The 22,990-nt window shown below is 50.9% G+C and carries 19 protein-coding genes and 1 pseudogene; 13 read left to right on the forward strand and 7 right to left on the reverse strand.

What is annotated here, in order from left to right:
* The first annotated feature begins 202 nt into the window (after positions 1-202).
* From DXA55_RS07720 to DXA55_RS07735, 4 genes and pseudogenes are all read left to right on the forward strand, one after another.
* Positions 203-874: a hypothetical protein gene (locus DXA55_RS07720; protein ID WP_022462187.1), complete on the forward strand. Its 672-nt coding sequence runs from the start codon at positions 203-205 to the stop codon at positions 872-874.
* Entirely contained in the window at positions 867-1,376 is a 510-nt protein-coding gene (locus DXA55_RS07725; RefSeq protein WP_022462188.1) for a DUF6106 family protein, read from the forward strand. Before DXA55_RS07720 ends, DXA55_RS07725 begins: the two co-directional genes overlap by 8 nt.
* Positions 1,377-1,445: 69 nt before the next feature.
* Positions 1,446-2,902, forward strand: a pseudogene (gene guaB, locus DXA55_RS07730) (IMP dehydrogenase).
* 101 nt (positions 2,903-3,003) lie between these two features.
* Entirely contained in the window at positions 3,004-3,714 is a 711-nt protein-coding gene (locus DXA55_RS07735; protein WP_022462190.1) for a peptidoglycan recognition protein family protein, read from the forward strand.
* A 97-nt stretch (positions 3,715-3,811) separates the two neighbouring features.
* Here DXA55_RS07735 and DXA55_RS07740 read toward each other — a convergent pair whose 3' ends face one another.
* The 6 genes from DXA55_RS07740 to DXA55_RS07765 all read right to left on the reverse strand — a co-directional run bounded on the left by DXA55_RS07740 (position 3,812) and on the right by DXA55_RS07765 (position 10,802).
* The gene (locus DXA55_RS07740) at positions 3,812-4,336 is read right to left on the reverse strand and encodes a VanZ family protein (RefSeq protein ID WP_055264916.1); all 525 of its coding nucleotides are present in this window, start codon (positions 4,334-4,336) and stop codon (positions 3,812-3,814) included.
* 43 nt (positions 4,337-4,379) lie between these two features.
* Entirely contained in the window at positions 4,380-5,204 is an 825-nt protein-coding gene (locus DXA55_RS07745; RefSeq protein ID WP_022462192.1) for a metal ABC transporter permease, read from the reverse strand.
* Entirely contained in the window at positions 5,201-5,908 is a 708-nt protein-coding gene (locus DXA55_RS07750; RefSeq protein WP_022462193.1) for a metal ABC transporter ATP-binding protein, read from the reverse strand. Before DXA55_RS07750 ends, DXA55_RS07745 begins: the two co-directional genes overlap by 4 nt.
* Positions 5,908-6,945 (reverse strand): metal ABC transporter substrate-binding protein, encoded by a 1,038-nt coding sequence (locus DXA55_RS07755; protein WP_055265233.1) that lies wholly within the window; start codon positions 6,943-6,945, stop codon positions 5,908-5,910. Before DXA55_RS07755 ends, DXA55_RS07750 begins: the two co-directional genes overlap by 1 nt.
* Before the next feature lie 241 nt (positions 6,946-7,186).
* Complete coding sequence (locus tag DXA55_RS07760) at positions 7,187-8,971, reverse strand: ABC transporter ATP-binding protein (RefSeq protein ID WP_117761029.1); 1,785 nt, start codon at positions 8,969-8,971, stop codon at positions 7,187-7,189.
* A 67-nt stretch (positions 8,972-9,038) separates the two neighbouring features.
* A complete protein-coding gene (locus tag DXA55_RS07765) occupies positions 9,039-10,802 on the reverse strand; it encodes an ABC transporter ATP-binding protein (protein ID WP_055218593.1) in 1,764 nt (587 codons plus the stop codon).
* Between the two features lie 643 nt (positions 10,803-11,445).
* Here DXA55_RS07765 and DXA55_RS07770 point away from each other — a divergent pair.
* The 3 genes from DXA55_RS07770 to DXA55_RS07780 are packed head-to-tail and all read left to right on the forward strand — an operon-like array spanning position 11,446 to position 15,326.
* On the forward strand, positions 11,446-12,285 hold the full coding sequence (locus DXA55_RS07770; RefSeq protein ID WP_117813620.1) for a carbon-nitrogen hydrolase family protein: 840 nt from the start codon (positions 11,446-11,448) through the stop codon (positions 12,283-12,285).
* 23 nt (positions 12,286-12,308) lie between these two features.
* Positions 12,309-13,493, forward strand: a complete 1,185-nt coding sequence (locus tag DXA55_RS07775) for an iron-containing alcohol dehydrogenase (protein ID WP_117804172.1) — start codon at positions 12,309-12,311, stop codon at positions 13,491-13,493.
* Between the two features lie 15 nt (positions 13,494-13,508).
* Positions 13,509-15,326, forward strand: a complete 1,818-nt coding sequence (locus DXA55_RS07780) for an N-acetylmuramoyl-L-alanine amidase (protein ID WP_117804118.1) — start codon at positions 13,509-13,511, stop codon at positions 15,324-15,326.
* Between the two features lie 96 nt (positions 15,327-15,422).
* Here the strand turns inward: DXA55_RS07780 and DXA55_RS07785 are convergent, their stop codons facing one another.
* Complete coding sequence (locus DXA55_RS07785; protein ID WP_055218598.1) at positions 15,423-16,655, reverse strand: argininosuccinate synthase; 1,233 nt, start codon at positions 16,653-16,655, stop codon at positions 15,423-15,425.
* Positions 16,656-16,937: 282 nt separating this feature from the next.
* Between DXA55_RS07785 and argC the strand changes: the two genes are divergently transcribed.
* The 6 genes from argC (at position 16,938) to DXA55_RS07815 (ending at position 22,977) form a co-directional block, all read left to right on the forward strand.
* A complete protein-coding gene (gene argC / locus DXA55_RS07790; RefSeq protein ID WP_022462202.1) occupies positions 16,938-17,978 on the forward strand; it encodes an N-acetyl-gamma-glutamyl-phosphate reductase in 1,041 nt (346 codons plus the stop codon).
* Between the two features lie 52 nt (positions 17,979-18,030).
* Positions 18,031-19,254, forward strand: a complete 1,224-nt coding sequence (gene argJ / locus DXA55_RS07795; protein ID WP_117813622.1) for a bifunctional glutamate N-acetyltransferase/amino-acid acetyltransferase ArgJ — start codon at positions 18,031-18,033, stop codon at positions 19,252-19,254.
* A 107-nt stretch (positions 19,255-19,361) separates the two neighbouring features.
* Positions 19,362-20,258: an acetylglutamate kinase gene (gene argB / locus DXA55_RS07800; RefSeq protein ID WP_117813717.1), complete on the forward strand. Its 897-nt coding sequence runs from the start codon at positions 19,362-19,364 to the stop codon at positions 20,256-20,258.
* The gene (locus DXA55_RS07805) at positions 20,245-21,435 is read left to right on the forward strand and encodes an aspartate aminotransferase family protein (protein WP_117801489.1); all 1,191 of its coding nucleotides are present in this window, start codon (positions 20,245-20,247) and stop codon (positions 21,433-21,435) included. The genes argB and DXA55_RS07805 overlap by 14 nt, the downstream gene beginning before the upstream one ends.
* Positions 21,436-21,727: 292 nt before the next feature.
* Positions 21,728-22,159 (forward strand): DMT family transporter, encoded by a 432-nt coding sequence (locus DXA55_RS07810; RefSeq protein WP_022462206.1) that lies wholly within the window; start codon positions 21,728-21,730, stop codon positions 22,157-22,159.
* A gap of 113 nt (positions 22,160-22,272) precedes the next feature.
* Positions 22,273-22,977, forward strand: coding sequence for a helix-hairpin-helix domain-containing protein (locus tag DXA55_RS07815; protein WP_117813624.1), 705 nt, complete (start codon positions 22,273-22,275; stop codon positions 22,975-22,977).
* Positions 22,978-22,990 lie beyond the last annotated feature (13 nt).

Genomic DNA, 22,990 nt, shown 5'->3' on the forward strand with positions numbered 1-22,990 from the left:
ATGGGTTCCGAAGTCCTGTCTTTGCCGGCCGGTTTTTTAGTGGAAAGTTTTTCTTCCATTTCGCATGGCTCTGAATCGTTACAAAAAATTTCAGAAAGTTTTCATGCTTTCGCCGGGCGGCGTATATGGACGCTTCCGGCGTTTTATGCTATACTAATTTGTAGGATGTTGGGGGAAATACAACAAAGGAGAAGAAACACACATGGCAAGTCGTTATGAATCCGACATGACAAGGAAGGAGAAGATGCAGCTCGAAAAAGAGAAGCTGTCGAAAATGAATTTTAAAGAGAAACTGGCCTATATCTGGGAATACTACAAGGCTGTCATTTTCGGCATCATCGCTGTTATCTTCATCATCGGCACGATTGTGAATATCCATGAAAATGCGAAGTATTATGACCTCGTGAGCATTGCCGTAGTGGATTACGCAGGACTGCAGGATGTAAGTCCGATCGAGGAGGACCTAAAAGAAGCGCTCGGAACCGGAGATAAGTACGAAAAGGTAAGCATCGATACGAGCTACAGCTTCGGTGAAAACCTGGAAAACGCGGATTACAACACGCTGATGAAATTCACAGCCGTGATTGCCGCACAGAGCATGGATGTTCTGATCTGTTCACAGGCCGTGTACGACAACTACAGCAAAGACGATTATTTTCTGGATCTGTCCACACTGTTTGACGAAGCGACGTGTGAGAAGTACGGGATAAAGGCGGGAGATACCTGCCTCGATATTTCCAAGCTGAAGAAATACCAGGATATGGGCCTTACGTACTATGAGCCGTGTTACCTGACCGTTGTGGTCAACTCCAAGAACACGGACAATGCAGCAAAACTGATCGAATATCTTGAGGAGGATGGAGTAAATGAGTGATCTGTACACAGAAGTGCTGGTGAAAAAACAGCAGACAGGAAAAGACAAGGCGATCAAAGGAGTTCTGATCTTCTTTACCGTTCTTTTTGCAGCCGCAGGAATTATGATGAATCCGCTGATTCTGCTTCTTGCGCTGGTACTTGGAATCGTAGACTATATTTTTATCCCGAAGCTTTCGGTAGAGTTTGAGTATCTGTACGTCAACGGCGAGCTCGACATCGACCGTATCTATTCGCAGTCAAGAAGAAAAAGAGCCGCAAGCTATGAGCTTTCCAACATGGAAATCCTGGCTCCGTACCAGTCCCATCAGCTCGATTCCTACAAAAACAATCAGAGCATCAAACGTTACAACTATTCCTCCGGAATCGAAGGACAGGGCCACAAACCGTATGCATTTGTGATCTCCAAGGACAACACAATGCAGATGGTGATCTTCGAACCGGATGAAGTGATGTTAAAAGATATCCGCAACCGCGCACCAAGAAAAGTATTTATGGATTGACAGCTTTTTTGTTTTGTGTTAAATTAGGTGATAAATCAAAAAGACTTAAGAAGAAAGGAAGATAAGAAAATGGGTACAATTATTGGTGATGGTATTACCTTCGATGATGTGCTTCTGGTTCCGCAGTATTCTGAAGTAACCCCAAACATGGTAGATCTGACTACGCATCTGACCAAGAAGATCAAGCTGAACATCCCGATGATGAGCGCCGGCATGGATACGGTTACAGAACACCGTATGGCAATTGCATGGCACGTCAGGGAGGAATCGGTATTATCCACAAGAATATGTCGATTGAGCAGCAGGCAGAAGAAGTAGACAAAGTAAAACGTTCTGAGAACGGTGTTATCACCGATCCGTTCTATCTGTCTCCGGAGCACACCCTGGAAGATGCCAATAATCTGATGGCAAAATTCCGTATTTCCGGTGTCCCGATTACCGAGAACGGAAAACTGGTTGGTATTATTACAAACCGTGATCTGAAGTTTGAAACTGATTTCACCAAGAAAATCAAAGAGTCCATGACCAGCGAAAACCTGATCACTGCAAAAGTAGGCGTTACGCTGGACGAGGCAAAAGCAATCCTTGCAAAATCCAGAAAAGAAAAACTTCCGATTGTCGATGACGATTTCAACCTCAAAGGTCTGATCACCATCAAAGATATCGAGAAAACCATCAAGTACCCATTGTCCGCCAAGGATGAGCAGGGACGTCTGCTCTGCGGTGCCGCAGTCGGCATCACGGCAAACGTGCTCGATCGTGTCGATGCGCTGGTAAAAGCACATGTAGACGTGATCGTCATCGACTCCGCTCACGGACATTCCGCAAATATCTTCAAAACACTTCGTCTCATCAAAGAGCATTATCCGGATCTGCAGGTAATCGCCGGAAACGTGGCAACCGCAGAGGCAACAAGAGACCTGATCGCAGCCGGAGCAGACGCTGTTAAAGTCGGTATCGGACCTGGTTCTATCTGTACGACCCGTGTCGTTGCAGGTATCGGTGTACCGCAGATCACAGCCGTTATGGACTGCTATGAGGAAGCAAAGAAGACCGGAACTCCGATCATCGCCGACGGCGGTATCAAGTACTCCGGAGACATGACAAAGGCTATCGCAGCCGGTGCCAATGTCTGCATGATGGGAAGCATCTTCGCAGGATGCGATGAGAGCCCGGGAGATTTCGAACTGTTCCAGGGAAGAAAATACAAAGTATACCGTGGAATGGGATCCATCGCAGCCATGGAGAACGGAAGCAAAGACCGTTACTTCCAGACCGGCGCCAAGAAACTGGTTCCGGAAGGTGTGGAAGGCCGTGTAGCATACAAAGGCCTCGTAGAGGACACTGTATTCCAGCTGATCGGCGGACTTCGTTCCGGTATGGGCTACTGCGGAGCGAAAGATGTTGAGACCTTAAAGGAGACCGGAAAATTTGTGAAGATTTCCGCAGCATCCTTAAAAGAGTCCCATCCGCATGATATCCACATCACCAAAGAGGCTCCGAACTACAGCGTGGACGATAAATAAGAATAAAAAGTCGCAAAAGGCAGAAGGGGGAAAGGGCAGAAACTTTTCAGCTTCTGCCTTTTCAAATGAGGGGGCGCTTATTTGCAGCGGGGAGAGAACATATGGCACAGAAGAGACGGGGAAAAATGACAAGAAAACAGAGGCAGCGCCAGCTTCACCGCAGAATGTTTCTGACGGGAGTTCTGGTGGTGCTGATCTGCGTCGGCATTTACAGCGGCATCCGCCGTGTGGCAAAAACGGCAAGTGATATCACGGCCGTTGACTATTCCGGTTCTGATTATGAGGACAACGATATCACCGACTGGACCGGCGCTCCGCCGATTGATGTGGAGCTTCTGACGCCGAACAGCTGGTCCAGACCGCAGACGAGGCTGAAAAAGGTGGACGGTATCGTTATTCACTACACCGCAAACCCGGGAAGCACGGCGATGCAGAACCGTGATTACTTTGAAAACCTGCCTGAGACGCAGGAGGCGCAGGCCAGCAGCCATTTCGTCGTCGGCATCGAGGGAGAAGTCGTTCAGTGTATCCCGACGAGTGAATGGTCGTATGCATCGAACCAGCGTAATTTCGATACAATCTCGATTGAATGCTGCCACCCGGATGACAGCGGTGAATTTACCGATGAGACATACAATTCTGTGGTCCAGCTCGCCGGTTTCTTATGCAAGCGGTTCAATCTGACTTCGGACGATGTGATCCGTCACTATGATGTAACCGAAAAGCTCTGCCCTCTGTACTACGTGGAGCATGAGGATGCCTGGATTCAGATGAAGGCAGATATTCAGGCGTATGCGGATTCACTTTCCTAAGAGCTGTTTTTAAGAAAAATGAAAAAATCCCCATTGGGAAAATCAGTTTCAGGAGAAATGATTTTTCCAACGGGGATTTTTCTGTTATCCAATATTTTTAGTAATAGTAGCGCCGTCTGCGCCGCTTTCTTTTTTTCGTATTTCCGCCGAGTGCAATCCAGCAGAACAGCCGTACAAACGTGATGCCGAAGAGAACGCCGATGCTGTCGATGCCGACGTCCTTTACCGACGGGCCGCGGTTGGCGACCGTCGTCTGGTGGAACTCATCGCTCGCGGCAAAGGCGACACAGAGGATGCCGGCAAGAAACGTGAGCGCGAAGCCGCGCAGGCCGTAGACGTAGAGCGGAAGCGAAACACAGATTGCAAGCAGACAGTACTCTGTCATATGAGCCAGCTTCCGCACCGGGTACTGATACTCGTCAGCCAGTTCCTGGATCTTTTCATCATCCCATCCGCGGTCCATGACGTGGTCGATCGTGATGAAAATGCCGCGCGCCACTTTTTCACTGAGCTGTGAGGATTCCGTTCCGTTCTGGGAAGAGAAGGAGAAAATCATCGACATCATCAGAATCGCCGGGATGAAGGAAAACGGTTTTAACAGTGCAATTACAATTCGATTCATAAAATACCTCCGGTAAAACAAAGCAGGTCAGATCGGAAACTTTTTATGCGGTATGCTCGCGGATTCTGGCAATCGCAGAAAAGATCAGGAATGCCAGCAGGTTCACGATTACGACCGTCGCTCCGGCAGGGGAGGACAGGAAAAACGAGAGGGACATGCCAAGAAGGAAGCACACCACCGAGAGAACCGCGGAGCAGATCACCACGCTCTGGAAGGTATGGCAGAGACGCATCGAGGTCAGTGCCGGGAAAATCAGCAGGCTGGAGATCAGAAGCGCGCCCATCATGCGCATGCCGAGGACGGTGGTGATGGCGGTTAAGAATGCCAGCAGCATGTTGTAAACCTCTGCGCGGACACCGGTTGCTTTGGCAAATGTCTCGTCGAAAGTGACGGCAAAAATACGGTTGTAATACAGGACGAACAGGATCAGCACGACGATGGAGAGCACCACGGAGAGAACAACGTCCTCATCACTCATCGCAAGGATGCTTCCGAACATGTAGTTGTTGACATCGGTGTTCATGCCGCTCGACCACGAAACCGTGATGACACCGATCGCAAGCGCAGAGCTTGAAATCAGGCCGATGGCGGCGTCGCCTTTGATCTTGCTGGATTCGTTCATGCGGAGCAGCAGAAAGGCGGCAAGCACGACGACAGGGATTGTGAAGGCAAGCGGAGCAAAACCGAGTGCCGCTGCAATTGCAAGAGAGCCGAATCCGACATGGGAGAGGCCGTCGCCGATCATGGAGTAGCGCTTTAACACGAGGCTGACGCCAAGCAGTGCGGCACACAAAGAGACGAGAATGCCGACCACAAGGGCACGCTGCATAAACGGATAAGAAAGCATTTTCAGCAGATTTGAAATCATAAGTCAGCACCTCCTAAAAACTGTTTTCCCGCCTCGGTTTTCAGATACTCGTCCATCGGACCGAAGAAGACCTGCTTCTGGTCGAGCTGGAGAATGTGCGTTGCGTCCGGCAGAATATTGCGGATATCGTGGGAAACCATGATGATCGTAACGTTCTGCTCGCGGTTGATGCGGCGGATGAGCTGGTACATTTCGTTTGTCATGACCGGGTCAAGGCCAGTGACCGGCTCATCGAGGAGCAGCAGTTTCTTTGTGGCGCAAAGCGCACGAGCGAGAAGCACACGCTGCTGCTGGCCGCCGGAGAGATCACGGTAGCATCGTTTCTTTAATGGAAGGAGGTCGAGAAGCTCCATATTGCGGAGCGCGTCCTCTTTGTCTGCCTTTGTGTAAAACGGCGGGAAATGCGGGTGGTTCTGCCGGCCGGACAGCACGACTTCCCAGACGCTCGCCGGGAAATCCTTTTGTGCGGCGGTCTGCTGCGGCAGATAGCCGATCTCACTTGGATGAAGCCCGTCGCCGGTTGTGATCGAGCCGGTGGACGGATTTTTTAAGTGAAGCAGTCCCTTGACCAGAGTACTTTTTCCGGAACCGTTCTCGCCCACAATACAGAGGTAGGAGCCGGCTTCCAGGGCAAAGTTGACATCGGTCAGGACCGGGATGCCCTCGTAGGAGAAGGTGACATCACTGCAGGTAAGTAGAGCCATTAGTTCAGAGCCTCCTTTAGTGCGGCGACATTCTGTTCCATCAGGGAAAGATACGTGGCGCCGTTTTCGAAATCATCTTTGGATACGTTGTGACAGGAGTGAAGCAGCAGCTTTTTCGCGCCGGTCGCCTCACAGATGCAGTCCGTCATTTTTTCGTTGGACAGCTCGGTGTGGAAGACGACAGGAATCTGCTCTTCGTTGATCTTGTCAATTAAAAAAGAAAGTGTTTTGGCACTCGCCTCGGATTCCGAGGAGCAGCCGGGGAATGCCGCGTAATAGTCGAGGCCGTAGGCGTCCGCGAAATAGCGGAACGGAAAACGGTCGCCGAAAACGATGGTGTGGCGGCTGGCATTCGCTGTGACATCGGAAAATTCCTCATCGAGGGAGGTAAGCGAAGCGAGGTATGAAGCAGTGTTTGCCTGATAATCGTCCGCGTTTTCCGGGTCGAGGCGGCAGAGCGCATCGCAGAGCTTCTGGACAATCCGCATTGCATTTTTCGGTGAAGTCCAGACGTGCTCGTCCTGTTCGCCGTGGGATTCGTCTTCGTGATCGTGGGAATCCTCGTCGTGATCGTGGGAATCCTCGTCGTGGTCCGTATCCTCGTCCTCATGATCGTGTGCGTGGCCGTGGGTCTCCATTCCCTCGACCGTTTCCTCGGCAACGGTGTCGACGCAGTCCATCAGCGTGACGACTTCTTTGTTCGAGGTATCGACGGAATCGAGAATCGTTTCCACCCAGGCATCGGAATCGCCGCCGACGTAGACGAAGAGATCGCATTCGGAAACTGTGATCATATCGCCCGGTGTCGGCTCAAATGAGTGGCTTTCTGCGCCCGGGGAAAGCAGCATGTGGAGATCGAGGTGATCGCCGCCGATGGCACGCAGAAAATCGTACTGCGGAAAAATGGTCGCCACGGCGGAGAGCTTTTCGTTCTCTGTGGAATCCGCCGTCTCCTTTGCGGAACCTGCGCAGCCCGTCAGAAGAAGGAGCGCAGGAAGGAGGAGAAGGCGTAAATGTTTTCTGGAAAAAAACGTCATGATACTCCTTTCTGAAAGAAAATACGGAAGCATTGTGAAAAAGCTCCGTATCAGACCGTTCAGTAACAAATGCCGCAGGAGTGGGAAGCGGCAGACGGAGAGTGTACCCCTCCGAAAAAAGATCAGTTACCATCATATAGCAGGGGTGATTCATTTGTCAAGGAAAGACACAAAAAGCTGCGTCCGCCAGAAGCGGGGAAGCAGCTTTTTGCAGATATTTGATACGTTTTGTGAAACCGGATTACGATACCCTGCGGAACTGTGCCTGGTAGAGCTGGTAGTACGCGCCCTGTTTTGCCATCAGTTCGTCGTGGGTTCCCTGTTCGAAAATCTTTCCGTGGTCGATCACGAAAATCCGGTCCGCATTTTTAATAGTAGAAAGACGGTGCGCAATGATGAACGAGGTACGGCCCTTCAACAGGCTTTCGATTCCCTGCTGCACCTGAATTTCTGTCTGTGTGTCGATGCTGGACGTCGCCTCGTCGAGAATCAGAATCCGCGGATCGGACACCATCGTTCTGGCAAAGGCGAGAAGCTGGCGCTGGCCGTTGGAAAGACGGGCACCGCGCTCGCTGATCTCGGTGTCATAGCCGTCCGGCAGCTCTATGATAAAGTCATGGGCATGCACGGCCTTTGCGGCGGCAATGATTTCTTCCTCCGTGGCATCGAGCTTTCCATACGCAATGTTGTCGCGGATCGTGCCGGAGAAGAGAAAGTTGTCCTGTGTCATCACGCCCATCTGGGCACGCAGGCTGTTGATGGAGACATCCGTCAGGCTGTGGCCGTCGACGCGGACCGTTCCCGAAGTAATATTGTAGAAACGGCTGATCAGATTGACAATGGTCGTCTTTCCAGCGCCGGTCGGGCCGACGAGTGCGATCGTCTCACCGGGAGCCGCTGTAAAGCTGACATCTTTTAAAACCAGCGTGTCCGGATCATCGGAGTAGGCAAAGCTGACATGGTCGAACGTTACTTCTCCTTTGATCGGCGGCAGTTCTGTGACGCCAGGCTTGTCGGCAACCTCCGCTGGTGTGTCGAGGATCTCAAAGATTCGCTCCGCAGCGGAAAGGTTCGTGATCAGCTTGTTGTAAAAACCGGCCAGGTTCTGGATCGGATCCCAGAACATCGTCAGATACATCGCAAATGCCGTGAACGTACCGATCGGAACGGCATCCACGCCGAGCACGGAAATACCGATAAAATACAGAAGAAACGTTCCGATGCCCCAGGTCACCTCGATCACAGCGGAAAAACCATCCGCTAGGCGGACCGCATGGATGAAGGAGTTCTGATGCTCAAGAAGAAGCCGGTCAAACTCGCCCTGCGATTCCTGCTCTGCGGTAAAGCTCTTGATGATGCGGATACCGGAGAAGTCCTCGTGGATATACGCCGTAACATTGGAAGATTTTTTCCGGAACGTCTGCCATCTCTTGTGTGCGACGATCTGAATAAAATACATGCCGATAGCGATCAGCGGCAGCACGAGAATCGCACTTAAGGAGAGCCAGATGTTTTTGATCATCATGATCACCAGAATGGCGATGATCGTGAGAATGTTCGGAATCAGCTTTGTGACACCGTCGTTCAGCACATCCTTTAACGAGTTGACATCGCCGATGATGCGCGCCAGAATCTTTCCGGCCGGGCGGGTATCGAAAAAGCTGAAGCTTAAGGTCTGGATATGCGTGTAGAGCTCGTCACGGATTTCCAGAAGAATGTTGTTGGTAATACGCGCCATCAGAAGCATCCGCAGGCGGACACCGGCCGCGTAAACCAGGTTGATCACAACCATGAATACGCAGAGGGCAACAAGCCCACGCCAGTCTTTCTGCGCAATATTGACGTCGATGGCGTACTCCAGGAGCAGCGGGTTCACAGTGGAAATCGCGATGGTAACGGCGAGAACCACGAGAACGACGGCAACCTGGCGTTTATAATTTTTTAAGTAGGAGAAGAGGCGGCGGATGGTCGCGCTCTTTAAGACCTCTTTCTGCTCTTCATCTACTTTACTGGAATTGATAGCCATAATCGTATTGTTCCTCTCTTAACGGGTAAGTAAATACAGAAGTTGTCGGGTAACAAATTAAATTGAATTAAGCATTGGCAGGAAGTGCCTGCTCGAGGGCTGCCTTTGCTTTATGGTAATCACCGTACTGAGCCTCCCAGGTGGAGTAGTACAGGCCTTTCTGTGCCATCAGACTCTCATGCGTGCCGCGCTCGGCGATGCGTCCGTGATCGAGATACAGGATCTCATCGGCATTCTGCACCGAAGAAATGCGGTGGGCAATGATGATCTTGGAAACATCTTTTTTCTCGGCGAGATGGCTCTGGATTTCGTATTCGGTCTCCATATCGAGCGCCGAGGTGGAATCATCCAGTACGAGGATCGGAGCCTGTTTTGCCAGGGCGCGTGCGATGGAAAGACGCTGCTTCTGACCGCCGGAAAGTCCCATGCCGCGCTCGCCGATGACCGTTTCGTACTGATCGGAAAGGTGATCGACGAACTCGGAAGCACACGCAGCGGAGACGGCGTTATGTACCTCTTCGGATTTCATTGTGCTGCGGCTGCCGAGGCGGACATTCTCAGAAATCGTGTCTGAGAACAGGAAGACGTCCTGCATGACGACGGAAGAAGTATCGCGCACGGTGCGCAGCGGCAGGGTGCGGATGTCGTGGCCGTCGAGACAGATGGAACCGTCGGTGACATCGTAAAAACGCTCGAGCAGATTGACGATGGTTGTTTTTCCGGAACCCGTCATACCCATGATGCCGAGTGTGTGGCCCTGCTTTAAGGTAAAGTCGATATCCTGCAGAATCGGTGTGTCATGCAGGGAGAAATCGACGTGATGGAATTCCAGGTCACCCGGAAGTTTTGAAAGCTCCACCGGATTTTCCGGTTCTGCGATCTGCGGCTCCTCTGCGAGAATTTTGTTCAGCTTCTTGTTGGAAGCAATCGCAGAAGCGAAGCAGTTGCCGAGCCAGCCGACGTTTTCGATCGGCCAGGTGATCTTGGAGGTGTACTCCATAAAGGCCGTTAAAACACCGAGCGTAATGCGTCCGTGGATGACACCGTAGCCGCCCGCGAGAAGGACGAGCACGCGCATCAGCTTCGTAAGAAACGAGATGGCGGGATCGTATTTCATCAGGACGCGCGCCTGATCCATGTTGAGATCGCAGTATTTCTGATTGTGTTTCCGGAATTTTTTGATCTCATACGGTTCCCGTGCAAAGGATTTGACGGTGCGGACACCGGCGAGATTTTCCTGTGCAACGGTATTCATGACGGCGTTTTCCTCGCTGATCGCATCGTAGACACGGTCGAGTTCTTTTTCGAGGCGGATTGCGATGCCTGCGACGAAAGGAAGGATCGCCACGGAGACGAGTGTCAGCGGCAAATCCAGTTTGACCATACTGACCATTGCCATCATGATACAGATCAGGCCTTCTAAGATCAGCATGCCGGCAAAGCCGAGGATATCCCAGATCCGGTCGACGTCATCGCGCACGCGGGCGAGGAGTTCGCCGGTATTGTTTTTGTCAAAGTATTCCACCGAAAGCCGCTGGACGTGGCGGAACAGGTTGTCCCTCATCTGGCTGGCGACGCGGACGCTGCTGACATCGAATAAAAATTCTTTGATGTACTGAAACAGGGCTTTTGCGGCACCGATCAGAAGAAAGGCGGCAAGGTATTTCCAGAGCAGTTCCATTTTGTGACTGACCAGCACGTCATCCACGATGTGCAGCGTGACAAGCGGCGCGAGCATATCGAGAAAGACACTTAAGGCCATGGAACCAAAAGCGAAAACGTAGTAGTACCAGTTCTGGAGCAGGTACTTACCGATTGGATTTTTCTTCATGAATGTTAAAACCTCCTCATTGATGTCGTTTGGGTGTCTGGCAGAACATAGGCTTTCAAAAGCTCCGTAAGTGTGGGAACGGAACAACGGGAAACGAAAGCGAAGGCTGCGTTTGTATATAAAAGAAGGGAATCGATGCGGTAAGAAGACCGCGGAATCTGCCTGCCGGAAACGGAGCGAAGCCGGAAAGAACGGTTTCGTACTGTTTATAGCAATAAAAAAAGCCGCAGTATCGACGTACCGCGCCTTCTGTGCGAAATAGCAGGCATAAAGAATGCATAGAGATTTGTTATGCAGAGTTAATGCTTACAAAGAATTTCGAAAGAAGGGCAGCCACCTGGTTTGATCGCCATACGAAGTTTATTCTGTTTTACGCTGGATGCATAAATAAGATTGATCATAAGTGGTGTTCTCCTTTCATGATTTTTTCTGCCGCATCTGATCGAACACGACAGCTTATGGTTCTAAGCTACTCCTGTTTTCCAGATTTGTCAATTGTTATTTTCAAAAATTAAAAAATAAAAGCTGCAAAAGGTATGAAAATTGCGAATTTGGGTAGCTGTTTCGGGGAATATGCGATATAATAAACGAGAATATAAGCGGAAAAATCACAAGCTAACATGTGAAACGAGGGGACAAAAAGATGGAAAAAATAATTGCAGGCCTGGTGCAGATGGATTCTGGGCCGGATATGAATGAAAATATGCGCATGGCCGAGCAGTATGTGCGGGAGGCGGCGGAACAGGGAGCGAAGCTGATTCTTTTCCCGGAGACCGCAGAATACACGGGAGCAGACATGCCGGGGCACGCAAGTGCAGTGCCGGGCTACGTCAGCCGCCGGTTTTCCAGCCTTGCCAAACGGTACGGTGTCTATCTGCACTGCGGCAGCATGACGGTACGGCGCTATCCGGGGCGTCCGTCCAACACGTCGTTTCTGTTCGGACCAGATGGAGAAACGATTGCAGAATACAGCAAAATACATATGTTTGACGTAAATATTCCGGGCAGTGTCTCCTACGAAGAATCACGCGAGATCTGCCCGGGAAATGAAATTGTTCTTGCGGACACGGCGCTTGGCCTGTTCGGCATGAGCATCTGCTACGATATTCGCTTTCCGGAACAGTACCGGCTGATGGCATCCTCTGGAGCAGATGCATTTCTGATAGCGGCGGATTTTACGAAAGCAACGGGAGAGCGCCACTGGGAAGTACTGCTGCGCACGCGCGCCATTGAAAACGGATGCTACGTGCTCGCCGCCAACCAGTGCGGCCAGAAAGCGCGGTTTGAGGCGTACGGCCATTCCATGATCATTGCGCCGGACGGCGAAATTCTTGCGGAGGCAGATGATACCCCGCAGGTACTCATCGCAGAGCTGGATCCGGAAGTGCTGGAGCGGACAAGAAATGAAATCCCGTCTCTGGAAAACAGGAGAGACGATCTTTACCGTGTAAGCTCGGGAAACGTACGGATTTATGAAGAATAAAAATGCAGGGAGGAAATAAGAAGATGGATCAGTTTATACAGTATACCCCGACGGAAGTCGTGTTCGGAAAAGAGACCGAAAACCAGGCAGGCGCTGAGGTAAAGAAATGGGGCGGCACAAAGGTGCTCGTCGTTTACGGAGGCGGAAGTGCAAAACGGAGCGGTCTTCTGGACCGAGTGGAAGCATCTCTTGCAAAAGAGGGCCTTGCCTTTGAAGAGCTTGGCGGCGTAAAACCAAACCCGAGACTTGCCCTTGCCGAGGAGGGTGTGAAAAAAGCAGTGGAAATGCAGGCAGACTTTATTCTTGCCGTCGGCGGCGGAAGCTCGATTGACACCGCAAAAGCCGTTGCACACGGAGCTGCAAATCCGGAGGAGGCACTCTGGGATATCTGGACGAAAAAAGTACCGCTGACAAAATCTCTCCCGGTAGGAGCGGTTCTGACGATTCCGGCAGCCGGAAGCGAGATGAGCGATTCAGCAGTTCTGACAAACGAGGCAATCGGCAAAAAGGCCGGCATCAACACGCCGTTCAACCGCTGCAAATTTGCCATCATGAATCCGGAGCTGGCAGCAACCCTGCCGAAATACCAGATTGCCTGCGGCGTAACCGACATCATGATGCACACGATGGAGCGCTATTTCATTCCGGAGAGCCAGTGCGAGATGACGGACGAGATCGCAGAGGGACTCCTCCGTACCGTAATCAAAAACGGACCGAAGGTTCTGGAAAACCCATCCGATTACAATGCGATGGCGGAAATCATGTGGTGCGGAAGCCTGTCACACAATGGACTGACGGAGTGCGGACGCGGCAAAGATTTTTCGGTACATAAATTCGGCCATGCGTTAAGTGCAAAATACGATGTAGCACACGGCGCATCCCTGGCGGCAGTCTGGGGTGCCTGGGCGAAATACCAGTACGATGAGGAGACGGTTCTCTGGCGGTTTGCACGGTTTGCAGAAAAAGTCTGGGGCATCACAGAGGGAAGCGATCACAAACGGGCAACGGAAGGCATTGAGCGCACAGTAGCGTTCTTCCATTCGCTCGGCATGCCGACCTCCCTGCATGAGCTTGATATCCCGAACCCGTCGGATGAGGATCTGCGTGCCCTTTCCATGGATGCAACACAGCAGGACACTGTAAAACTGTCCCGCATCCGCAAGCTGGGCGCACAGGAAGTATACGAGATTTACCAGATGGCGCGATAAAAGGAGGAAAACCAGATGGCAAAAAAGAAAATCGCAGCACTGCTGATCGCAGCGGTCGTTGCGGCAGGAGGCTGGGCGCTTCCGGCAAGGGTAAGCGCAGCAGAAAATGACGGCACGGCCGTAACCTGGCAGCAGGATGAGACGGAAAGTTCCGAGCAGAATTCGGATGAGGAAGCGGCAGTGCAGGAGCAGAGCGGTACTTCGGAAAACGAGACGCCGGCTGTTACGATTCCAGGTGAGGACAACGAACAGGAGCCGGAAGAGAAACTTCCTGCCGGCTGGGTGAAACAGGAGGACGGAAGCTGGAAATACAGAAAAGAGGACGGCACGATGGCCGCCAGCGAGTGGATCACCCATCTGAACCGGAGATATTATCTGAATGCAGACGAAATCATGTGCACGGGTCTTTCGATGGTCAACGGAAAGCTCTATTATTTTGAGAGCTGGGGCGGAGCCGGATACAAAGGCTGGAAAAAAGTCGGCGGGGCATGGTACTATCTGAACGAGGACGGAAGCGTCAAAACGAATGAATGGTTCGTTCACGACAAGAGAACATACCATGTAGATGAAAACGGTGTGATGAGCACCGGACTGCAGAAGATTGACGGAACGCTCTACTACTTCGAGAGCTGGGGCGGAGCCGGATTCCAGGGCTGGAAAAAAGTCGGCGGAACATGGTACTATCTGAATGAGGACGGAAGCCTCAGAACGAATCAGTGGTTTGTGCATGATAAAAGAACGTACCATGTAGACGCAGACGGTGTGATGAGTACCGGCTGGCAGACGATTGACGGCGTTGATTATTACTTTGAAAGCTGGGGCGGCATGCGCGTGAACGCCTGGGCGGCCAAGGGCAGTGACTGGTATTACATGGACAGCAACGGAACCCCCAAAGGGGAAGGCTGGCTGCTGTATGACAAGAACTGGTATTATCTGAGGCAGGACGGCAAAATGATGCACAGTGAATGGCTGTGGTATGATAATAACTGGTATTACCTGCAGAGCTGGGGCGGCATGTATAAGAGCCAGTGGGTAACGATCAAAGGCGCAACGTATTACTTCCGGAGCTGGGGCGGTATTTACAAGAACGGCTGGCAGGAAGTGGACGGAAAAACGTATTACTTCCGAAGCTGGGGCGGCATCTATAAGGATACCTACATCGACGGCTATTACGTTGATAAAAACGGTGTCCGCCGGAACAGCAAAAATATCTGCGTGGCAATCGACGCAGGACACCAGAGAAGAGGAAACAGCGAGAAAGAGCCGATCGGACCGGGATCATCGACCTATAAGGCGAAGGTTGCTTCCGGAACATGCGGTGTGGCAACCGGCATCAATGAGTATGAGCTGAACCTTGCGGTATCTTTAAAGGTACGCGATATCCTTGAGGAGCGCGGCTACGATGTTTACATGATCCGCGAGACGCACGACGTCAATATCAGCAACTCCGAGCGTGCAAAACTTGCCGCGCAGAACGGAGCAGACATTCTCGTGCGTGTACACGCGAACGGAGATTCGAACCAGTCGGTTTACGGAGCACTCACGATGGCACCGAGCAGCAGAAATACGTATCTTTCCGGTGATGTGGTCAGCAAGAGCCAGAAGCTCTCCCAGAAGATGATCGCAGCATTCTGCAAAGACACCGGTGCGAAGAACCGCGATGTGATTTACACCGATTCCATGAGCGGCATCAACTGGAGTACCATTCCGGTCACGATCATTGAGCTTGGCTTCATGAGCAATCCTTCCGAGGACCGTTTGATGGCAACCGAGGATTACCGAAACAAGATGGCACAGGGAATTGCGGACGGAATCGACGCATATTACGAATAAACAAAGGGACCTGCCTGAAATGGGCGGGTCCTTTTTGCATGCAAAAAAGAAAGCGGAGCGAGTCCGCTTTCTTTTGGGAATCCATAGGATCAGATCTTATTTGTTGTTGTTTTTCTCCAGCTCCTGCATTTTCATCGCACGAACCTTCAGCGGCAGACCGAACAGTGTGATGAATCCGTCTGCATCGTGGTGATCGTAGAGATCGCCGGTGGTGAAGGAAGCAAGAGACTCATTGTACAGGCTGTACGGAGAAGACTCGCCGGCTTTGATGATGTTGCCTTTGAACAGTTTGAATTTTACTTCGCCTGTTACGTATTTCTGGGTTACATCAACGAATGCCTGGATTGCCTCGCGCAGAGGAGTGTACCATTTTCCTTCGTAAACAACCTCAGCAAGCAGGTTTCCGAGATCTTTCTTTGTTTTCAGGGTCTCACGGTCGAGAATCAGCTCCTCTAACTGCTCATGTGCAGCCATCAGGATGGTTCCGCCAGGAGTCTCATAAACACCGCGGGATTTCATGCCGACAACACGGTTCTCAACGATATCAACAATACCGATGCCGTGTTTTCCGCCCAGCTTGTTCAGCTCGGTGATGATTTCAGAAACTTTCATTTCTTTTCCGTTTAAGGTCTTCGGAACGCCGGCCTCAAAGGTCATGGTTACGTACTCGCCTTCGTCCGGAGCTTTTTCCGGAGGAGTGGTCAGTACGAGAAGATCGTCGTAGTTCGGCTCGTTGGACGGATCCTCAAGCTCAAGTCCCTCATGGCTGATGTGCCACAGGTTACGGTCACGGCTGTAGCTGTGGTTTGCATCAAACGGAAGGTCGATGCCGTGTGCTTTACAGTAAGCCAGCTCGTCTTCACGGGACTGCATGGTCCATACATCGGTCATTCTCCAAGGAGCGATTACTTTGATATCCGGAGCAAGGGCTTTGATGCCGAGCTCGAAACGGATCTGGTCATTTCCTTTACCGGTAGCGCCGTGGCAGATGGCAACAGCACCTTCTTTTCTTGCGATCTCAACGAGTTTCTTTGCGATAACCGGACGTGCCATGGAAGTACCGAGCAGGTATTTGTTCTCATAAACAGCGCCTGCTTTTACGCACGGCATGATGAAGTCTTCACTGAACTCGTCGATAACGTTTTCGATATATAATTTGGAAGCGCCGGAAAGTTTTGCTCTCTCATCGAGGCCAACCAGCTCGTTTCCCTGGCCGCAGTCGATGCAGCAGCAGATTACTTCGTAGTCAAAGGTCTCTTTCAGCCACGGAATAATGGCAGTAGTATCAAGTCCGCCGGAATAGGCAAGTACAACTTTTTCTTTCATAATGTAAGATCCTCCTTGGATTTCTCGTGCACCTATATGCGCGGTGCATCGTCAATGACTAAAATATACATCATACGACAGGATTATGCAAGCTTTTTTTCAGAAATTCAAAAAAAACTTGCATAATATACATTTGAGGTGTATACTTATGCAGTCGACGGTATATGACAGCAGAAAACAAAGATTTTTCATTGAAAAAAGAAAATAATTGAGCTATCATAAAGAGAAAAGAAAAAATGTCCGGCAAGACAAGAAAACGGGCGAAAGAAAAAAGGAGAAAAAGGTATGATCAGAGCAGGAATTATCGGTTCTACAGGATATGCAGGAGGCGAGCTGGTGCGTATTCTCCTGGGACACAAAGATGTGGAGATTAAATGGTATGGTTCCAGAAGCTATATCGATAAGAAATATGCGTCGGTTTACCAGAATATGTTTCAGTTAGTAGACGATGTCTGCAAGGACGACAACATGGAGCAGCTTGCAAAGGAAGTAGACGTCATTTTTACAGCAACTCCGCAGGGCCTCTGTGCTTCCCTGGTAAATGATGAAATTCTTTCGAAAGTAAAGGTCATCGACCTGAGCGCCGATTTCCGTATTAAAGATGTAAAAACGTATGAAGAGTGGTACAAGATCGAGCATAAATCCCCGCAGTATATCGACGAGGCGGTTTACGGACTGTGCGAGATCAACCGTGAGAAAGTAAAACAAGCGCGCATCGTGGCAAACCCGGGATGCTATCCGACCTGCTCAACTCTTTCGATTTATCCTTTATTAAAGGAAGATCTGATTGATGGAAACACCATCATTATTGATGCAAAATCAGGAACTTCCGGAGCAGGAAGAGGAGCGAAAGTGGACAACCTCTACTGCGAGGTCAATGAAAACATCAAGGCATACGGCGTTGCCGGCCACCGCCACACACCGGAGATCGAGGAGCAGCTTTCCTATGCAGCTGGCTACCCGATCACCCTGAACTTCACCCCGCATCTTGTTCCGATGAACCGCGGCATTCTCGTAACGGCATATGCATCCCTGAAAAAAGATGTGACTTACGAAGAGGTTAAAGCCGTTTATGATAAGTATTATGCCAACGAGCAGTTTGTACGTGTTCTCGATAAGGATGTCTGCCCGCAGACGAAATGGGTCGAGGGAAGCAACTATGTGGATGTCAACTTCAAGATTGATCCGAGAACGAAACGAATCATCATGATGGGTGCGATGGACAACCTGGTCAAAGGCGCAGCAGGACAGGCGGTACAGAATATGAACCTGATGTTCGGCCTGCCGGAAAACGAAGGCCTGTGCATGCCGCCGATGTTCCCGTAAAAAAGACAGAAGCAGACAACAGACGGAATTTACGAAAAGTGAGGATAAAAGAATGAAAAAGATTGAAGGAGGCATCACTGCTGCAAAAGGTTTTCAGGCAGCAGGCGGCGCAGCAGGAATTAAAAAACAGGGCGTAAAGGATATGGCACTTGTCTACAGCGAGGTACCGTGCGTAGCAGCAGGAACCTTTACTACAAACATCGTAAAAGCAGCTCCGGTCAAATGGGACCAGGAGATTGTATACAACCATCCAACCGCACAGGCAATCGTCTGCAACAGCGGAATCGCCAATGCATGCACCGGCGAGGAGGGCTATGGCTACTGCAGAAAAACCGCAGAGGCAGCATCGGCTGCACTTTCCATTCCAGAGGACTCCGTTCTCGTTGCATCGACCGGTGTTATCGGAAAACAGATTCCGATCGATAAGATCGCAGCCGGCGTGGAAATGCTGAAACCGCAGCTTGCAGCTACAAGAGAAGCCGCAGCTACAGCAGCACAGGCGATCATGACAACCGACACCGAGCCGAAGGAAGTTGCTGTTCAGATCGAAATCGGCGGAAAAACCGTAACGATCGGCAGCATGTGCAAGGGCTCCGGCATGATCCATCCGAATATGTGCACCATGCTGAGCTTTGTGGCAACCGATGCCAATATTTCGAAAGAGATGCTGCAGAAAGCACTGAGCGAAGTCGTACCGGACACCTACAACATGGTTTCCGTAGACGGTGATACTTCCACAAACGATACCGTTCTCCTTCTGGCAAACGGTCTTGCCGGAAACCCGGAAATTACGGAAGAAAACGAGGATTACAAGATTTTCAAAGAAGCACTCTTTGAAGTCAATAAAACACAGGCGATGCACATCGCAGGCGACGGCGAGGGCGCAACCGCACTGTTCGAAGTGACGATTCAGGGAGCCGAGAGCAAAGAGCAGGCCGTGACACTGGCAAAATCCGTCATCACATCGAGTCTGACGAAAGCGGCAATCTTCGGCCATGACGCCAACTGGGGAAGAATCCTCTGCGCGATGGGTTACTCCGGAGCAAAATTCGATCCGGAAAATGTAGATCTCTACTTTGAGAGCGCAGCCGGAAAACTGCAGATTATCACGAAAGGTGTTGCCGTTGACTACAGCGAGGAGGAGGCAACGGAGATCCTCTCCGAGCCGAAAGTAACTGCGATCGCCGACATCCACATGGGAGAGGCGGCAGCAACGGCATGGGGCTGCGACCTGACCTATGACTATGTAAAAATTAATGCGGATTACCGTTCTTAAAAAACATTCGGATGAAATTCTGAGGGAATACAACGAAAACGTGCCGGGAAATCGTGTTTCCGGTACAGCAGAACCAGGAATCAAAAGAGGAGAGCGAGGAAAAAATCATGGTAAATCAGATGTATCTGGACAAAGCAAATGTGCTGATCGAGGCACTTCCTTATATTCAGCGGTTCAACCGCAAAATCATTGTCATCAAATACGGCGGAAGCGCGATGGTGGATGAAGAGCTGAAGAGAAACGTCATTCAGGACGTTGTTCTTCTGAAGCTGGTTGGATTCAAACCAATCATCGTACACGGCGGCGGAAAGGAAATCAGCCGCTGGGTCGGAAAGGTCGGCATGGAACCGAAGTTTGTCAACGGCCTTCGTGTAACGGATGCGGATACGATGGAAGTGGCAGAGATGGTGCTGAATAAGGTCAACAAAGAGCTTGTCACCATGATTCAGTCGCTCGGTGTCAACGCAGTCGGCATCAGCGGAAAAGACGGCGGTCTCTTAAACGTAGAGAAAAAGCTGTCCAAGGGAGAGGACATCGGCTTCGTTGGAAATATCAAAAATGTAAATCCGAAGGTGCTGTACGATCTTCTGGACAACGACTTCCTGCCGGTTGTCTGCCCGGTTGGCATGGACGATGATTTCAACACCTACAACATTAACGCAGACGACGCAGCCTGCGCGATCGCAGAGGCGTTAAATGCAGAAAAACTGGCATTCCTGACCGATATCGAGGGTGTATACAAAGATCCGAAGGACCCGGAGAGCCTGATTTCCGAGCTCCACGTACAGGAAGCAAGAGATCTCATCACCAACGGAAATGTCGGTGGCGGTATGATTCCAAAGCTCCAGGGCTGTATCGACGCGATTGAGAACGGTGTTTCAAGAGTCCACATCATGGACGGAAGAATCCAGCACTGCCTGCTGCTTGAGATCTTTACGAACAAAGGAATTGGTACGGCGATTTTAGGGGAAAACAAGGAGAAATTCAATCATGAAGACGAATGAGTATATGGAACAGACCGAGCAGTACGTGCTCCACACCTATAACCGGTTCCCGCTCGTGATCGACCACGGCGAGGGCGTTCATCTGTATGACACCGACGGAAAAGCATATCTGGACTTTGCAGCAGGTATCGCGGTATATGCGCTCGGCTACAGCAATGACGATTATAAAAAAGCAGTGAAAGACCAGGTGGACAAAGTCATCCATGTTTCCAACCTGTTCTACAATGTGCCGATGGGCTCCGCGGCAGAAAAGCTGGCGAAGGCATCCGGCATGGATAAAGTATTCTTTACGAACAGCGGTACGGAGTCGATCGAGGGAGCCATCAAAGTAGCGAGAAAATACGCTTACTTAAAAGACGGCAGCAACGATCACGAGATCATCGCGATGAACCATTCTTTCCATGGAAGAAGCCTTGGAGCGCTTTCTGTAACAGGAAATACGCATTATCAGGATCCGTTCAAACCGCTGATCGGCGGCATTAAATTTGCGGATTTTAATGATCTGGAGAGCGTAAAGGCACAGATTACCGACAAGACATGTGCGATCATCATGGAGACTGTACAGGGCGAGGGCGGTATCTATCCGGCAACGAAAGAATTTTTACAGGGCGTGCGCGATCTGTGTGACGAGCACGACATTCTGCTGATCCTCGATGAGATCCAGTGCGGCATGGGAAGAACAGGAAAGCTGTTCGCATGGCAGGATTACGGCGTACAGCCGGATGTCATGACGTGTGCAAAAGCACTTGGCTGCGGCGTTCCGGTCGGCGCCTTCGTGCTGAATAAAAAGACGGCAGAGCATTCGCTCATTCCGGGAGACCACGGAACGACATACGGCGGAAACCCGCTGGCCTGCGCGGCTGTCAATGCTGTATTTGAATGCTATGAGAAACAGCATGTCGTAGAGCATGTAGCAGAGACGGCTCCGTATCTGGAGAAAAAGCTGGACGAGCTGGTGGAAAAATATGACTGCCTCGCAGCACGCCGTGGAAAAGGCTTTATGCAGGGCCTTGTCGTAACGGGACGTCCGGTCGGAGAAGTCATCAACCGCGCGATTGAGAACGGACTTCTTGTGATTTCCGCCGGAAGCGACGTTCTTCGTATGGTACCGCCGCTTGTGATTACGAAAGATGACATCGATGAGATGATTGAAAAACTGGAGAAAGCATTACAGTAATGTGAAATAGACAGCCGTCTGGTTTCCTAGGCAGGAGACCGGTCGGCTGTTTTCCTGCTGTCCCTGAGTTCTGTATAAAAACGGGGAAAAAAGGAATAGTATAAAATGTACTCTCGGAGCCTTTCTGCACTTGCTTTTACGGCCGATTTTCCGCCAGCTGCACCCAAATTTCATCAACGTACGCACCGCGTACGCCTCAGAAATTTGGGCACAACTGACAAAAAATCTTCTCGTAAAATCAAGCGCAGAAAGACTCCGAGAGTACATAAAAAAACAGCAGGAGGAAAAATCAATGGCGGGAATTTTAACAGCGCTGCTCTCCGGAGCGCTGATGAGTATTCAGGGTGTATTCAACACGGAGGTGACGAAACAGACGAGTACATGGCTGGCGGCCGGCTGGGTGCAGATCAGTGCGTTTGTCGTCTGTCTTGCGGCATGGTGCATTACCGGGAGGGAGCCGATCGGGGATCTGTTCCGCGTAAAGCCGTGGTATCTGCTGCTCGGCGGTGCAATTGGCGCGTTTATCACGATCACGGTTATCTGGAGTATGGCAGGGCTCGGCCCGGCGAAGGCGGCGATGCTGATCGTCATTTCCCAGCTCGCAGCGGCGTGGCTGATTGAACTGTTCGGCCTTTTCGGTATGGAAAAAACGGATTTCACCGTGCGCAAGCTGCTCGGCATGGCAGTGGCAGTTGTGGGAATTGTAGTGTTTCAGTGGGAATAACGATTAAGATTTCTACTTGTATTTTTATGGTTTCTTCGATACAATAGAAACGTAGTTATGCGTACACAAGGGACCCTTGCGCGTCAGATGCGAAGCGGAAGGGAGTACACAGCATGAAATTGAAAAAACAGCAGGACAGAGGCAGAAAACATGCAAAAATACTGGCGGCGATGCTGGTTTTTTTGCTCTGCGGATGCAACCACAGGGATACAGAATACAAACTGTCAGATAGCACAGGCGGGAGCACGGCGGAAAACGTTTTCGGGAATCAGAAGGAAGTGGATGAGGAGCAGACGGTTTCCGAAAAAAGCGCCGGAGAAACCACAGGCATTCCGGAAAAACGTGAGGCACAGGAGGCAGCACCGGAAGAAACGGTGCAGGTTTATATCTGCGGTGCGGTCGCTTCCCCCGGTGTCTACACGCTGCCGGGCGGAAGCCGCGTAGTGCAGGCTGTGGAAGCGGCAGGCGGATTTCTGCCGGATGCTGAAGAAAAAATCCTCAATCTTGCACGGAAAATCGAAGACGGAGAGCAGATCACCGTCTGGACGCGCGAGGAGGCAGAAAACATGGAAATCACGGAAACGCCGCAGCAGAATACGGGCGGCACGGAGCAGGCTTCCGGTTCCGGCAAAGTCAACCTGAACACGGCCGGAAAAGAAGAACTGATGACACTCTCCGGCATCGGAGAGAGCCGTGCGGATGCCATCATCGCCTACCGCGAAGCAAACGGCCCGTTTGGTTCGATTGAGGAGATTATGAACATTGAGGGCATCAAGGGAAAGATGTTTGAAAAGATAAGGGGTTCTATCGAGGTTTAGAACAAGAAGGAGA

Origin of the sequence: Blautia sp. OF03-13, from assembly GCF_003460685.1 — a bacterium.
Classification (GTDB): domain Bacteria; phylum Bacillota; class Clostridia; order Lachnospirales; family Lachnospiraceae; genus Fusicatenibacter; species Fusicatenibacter saccharivorans.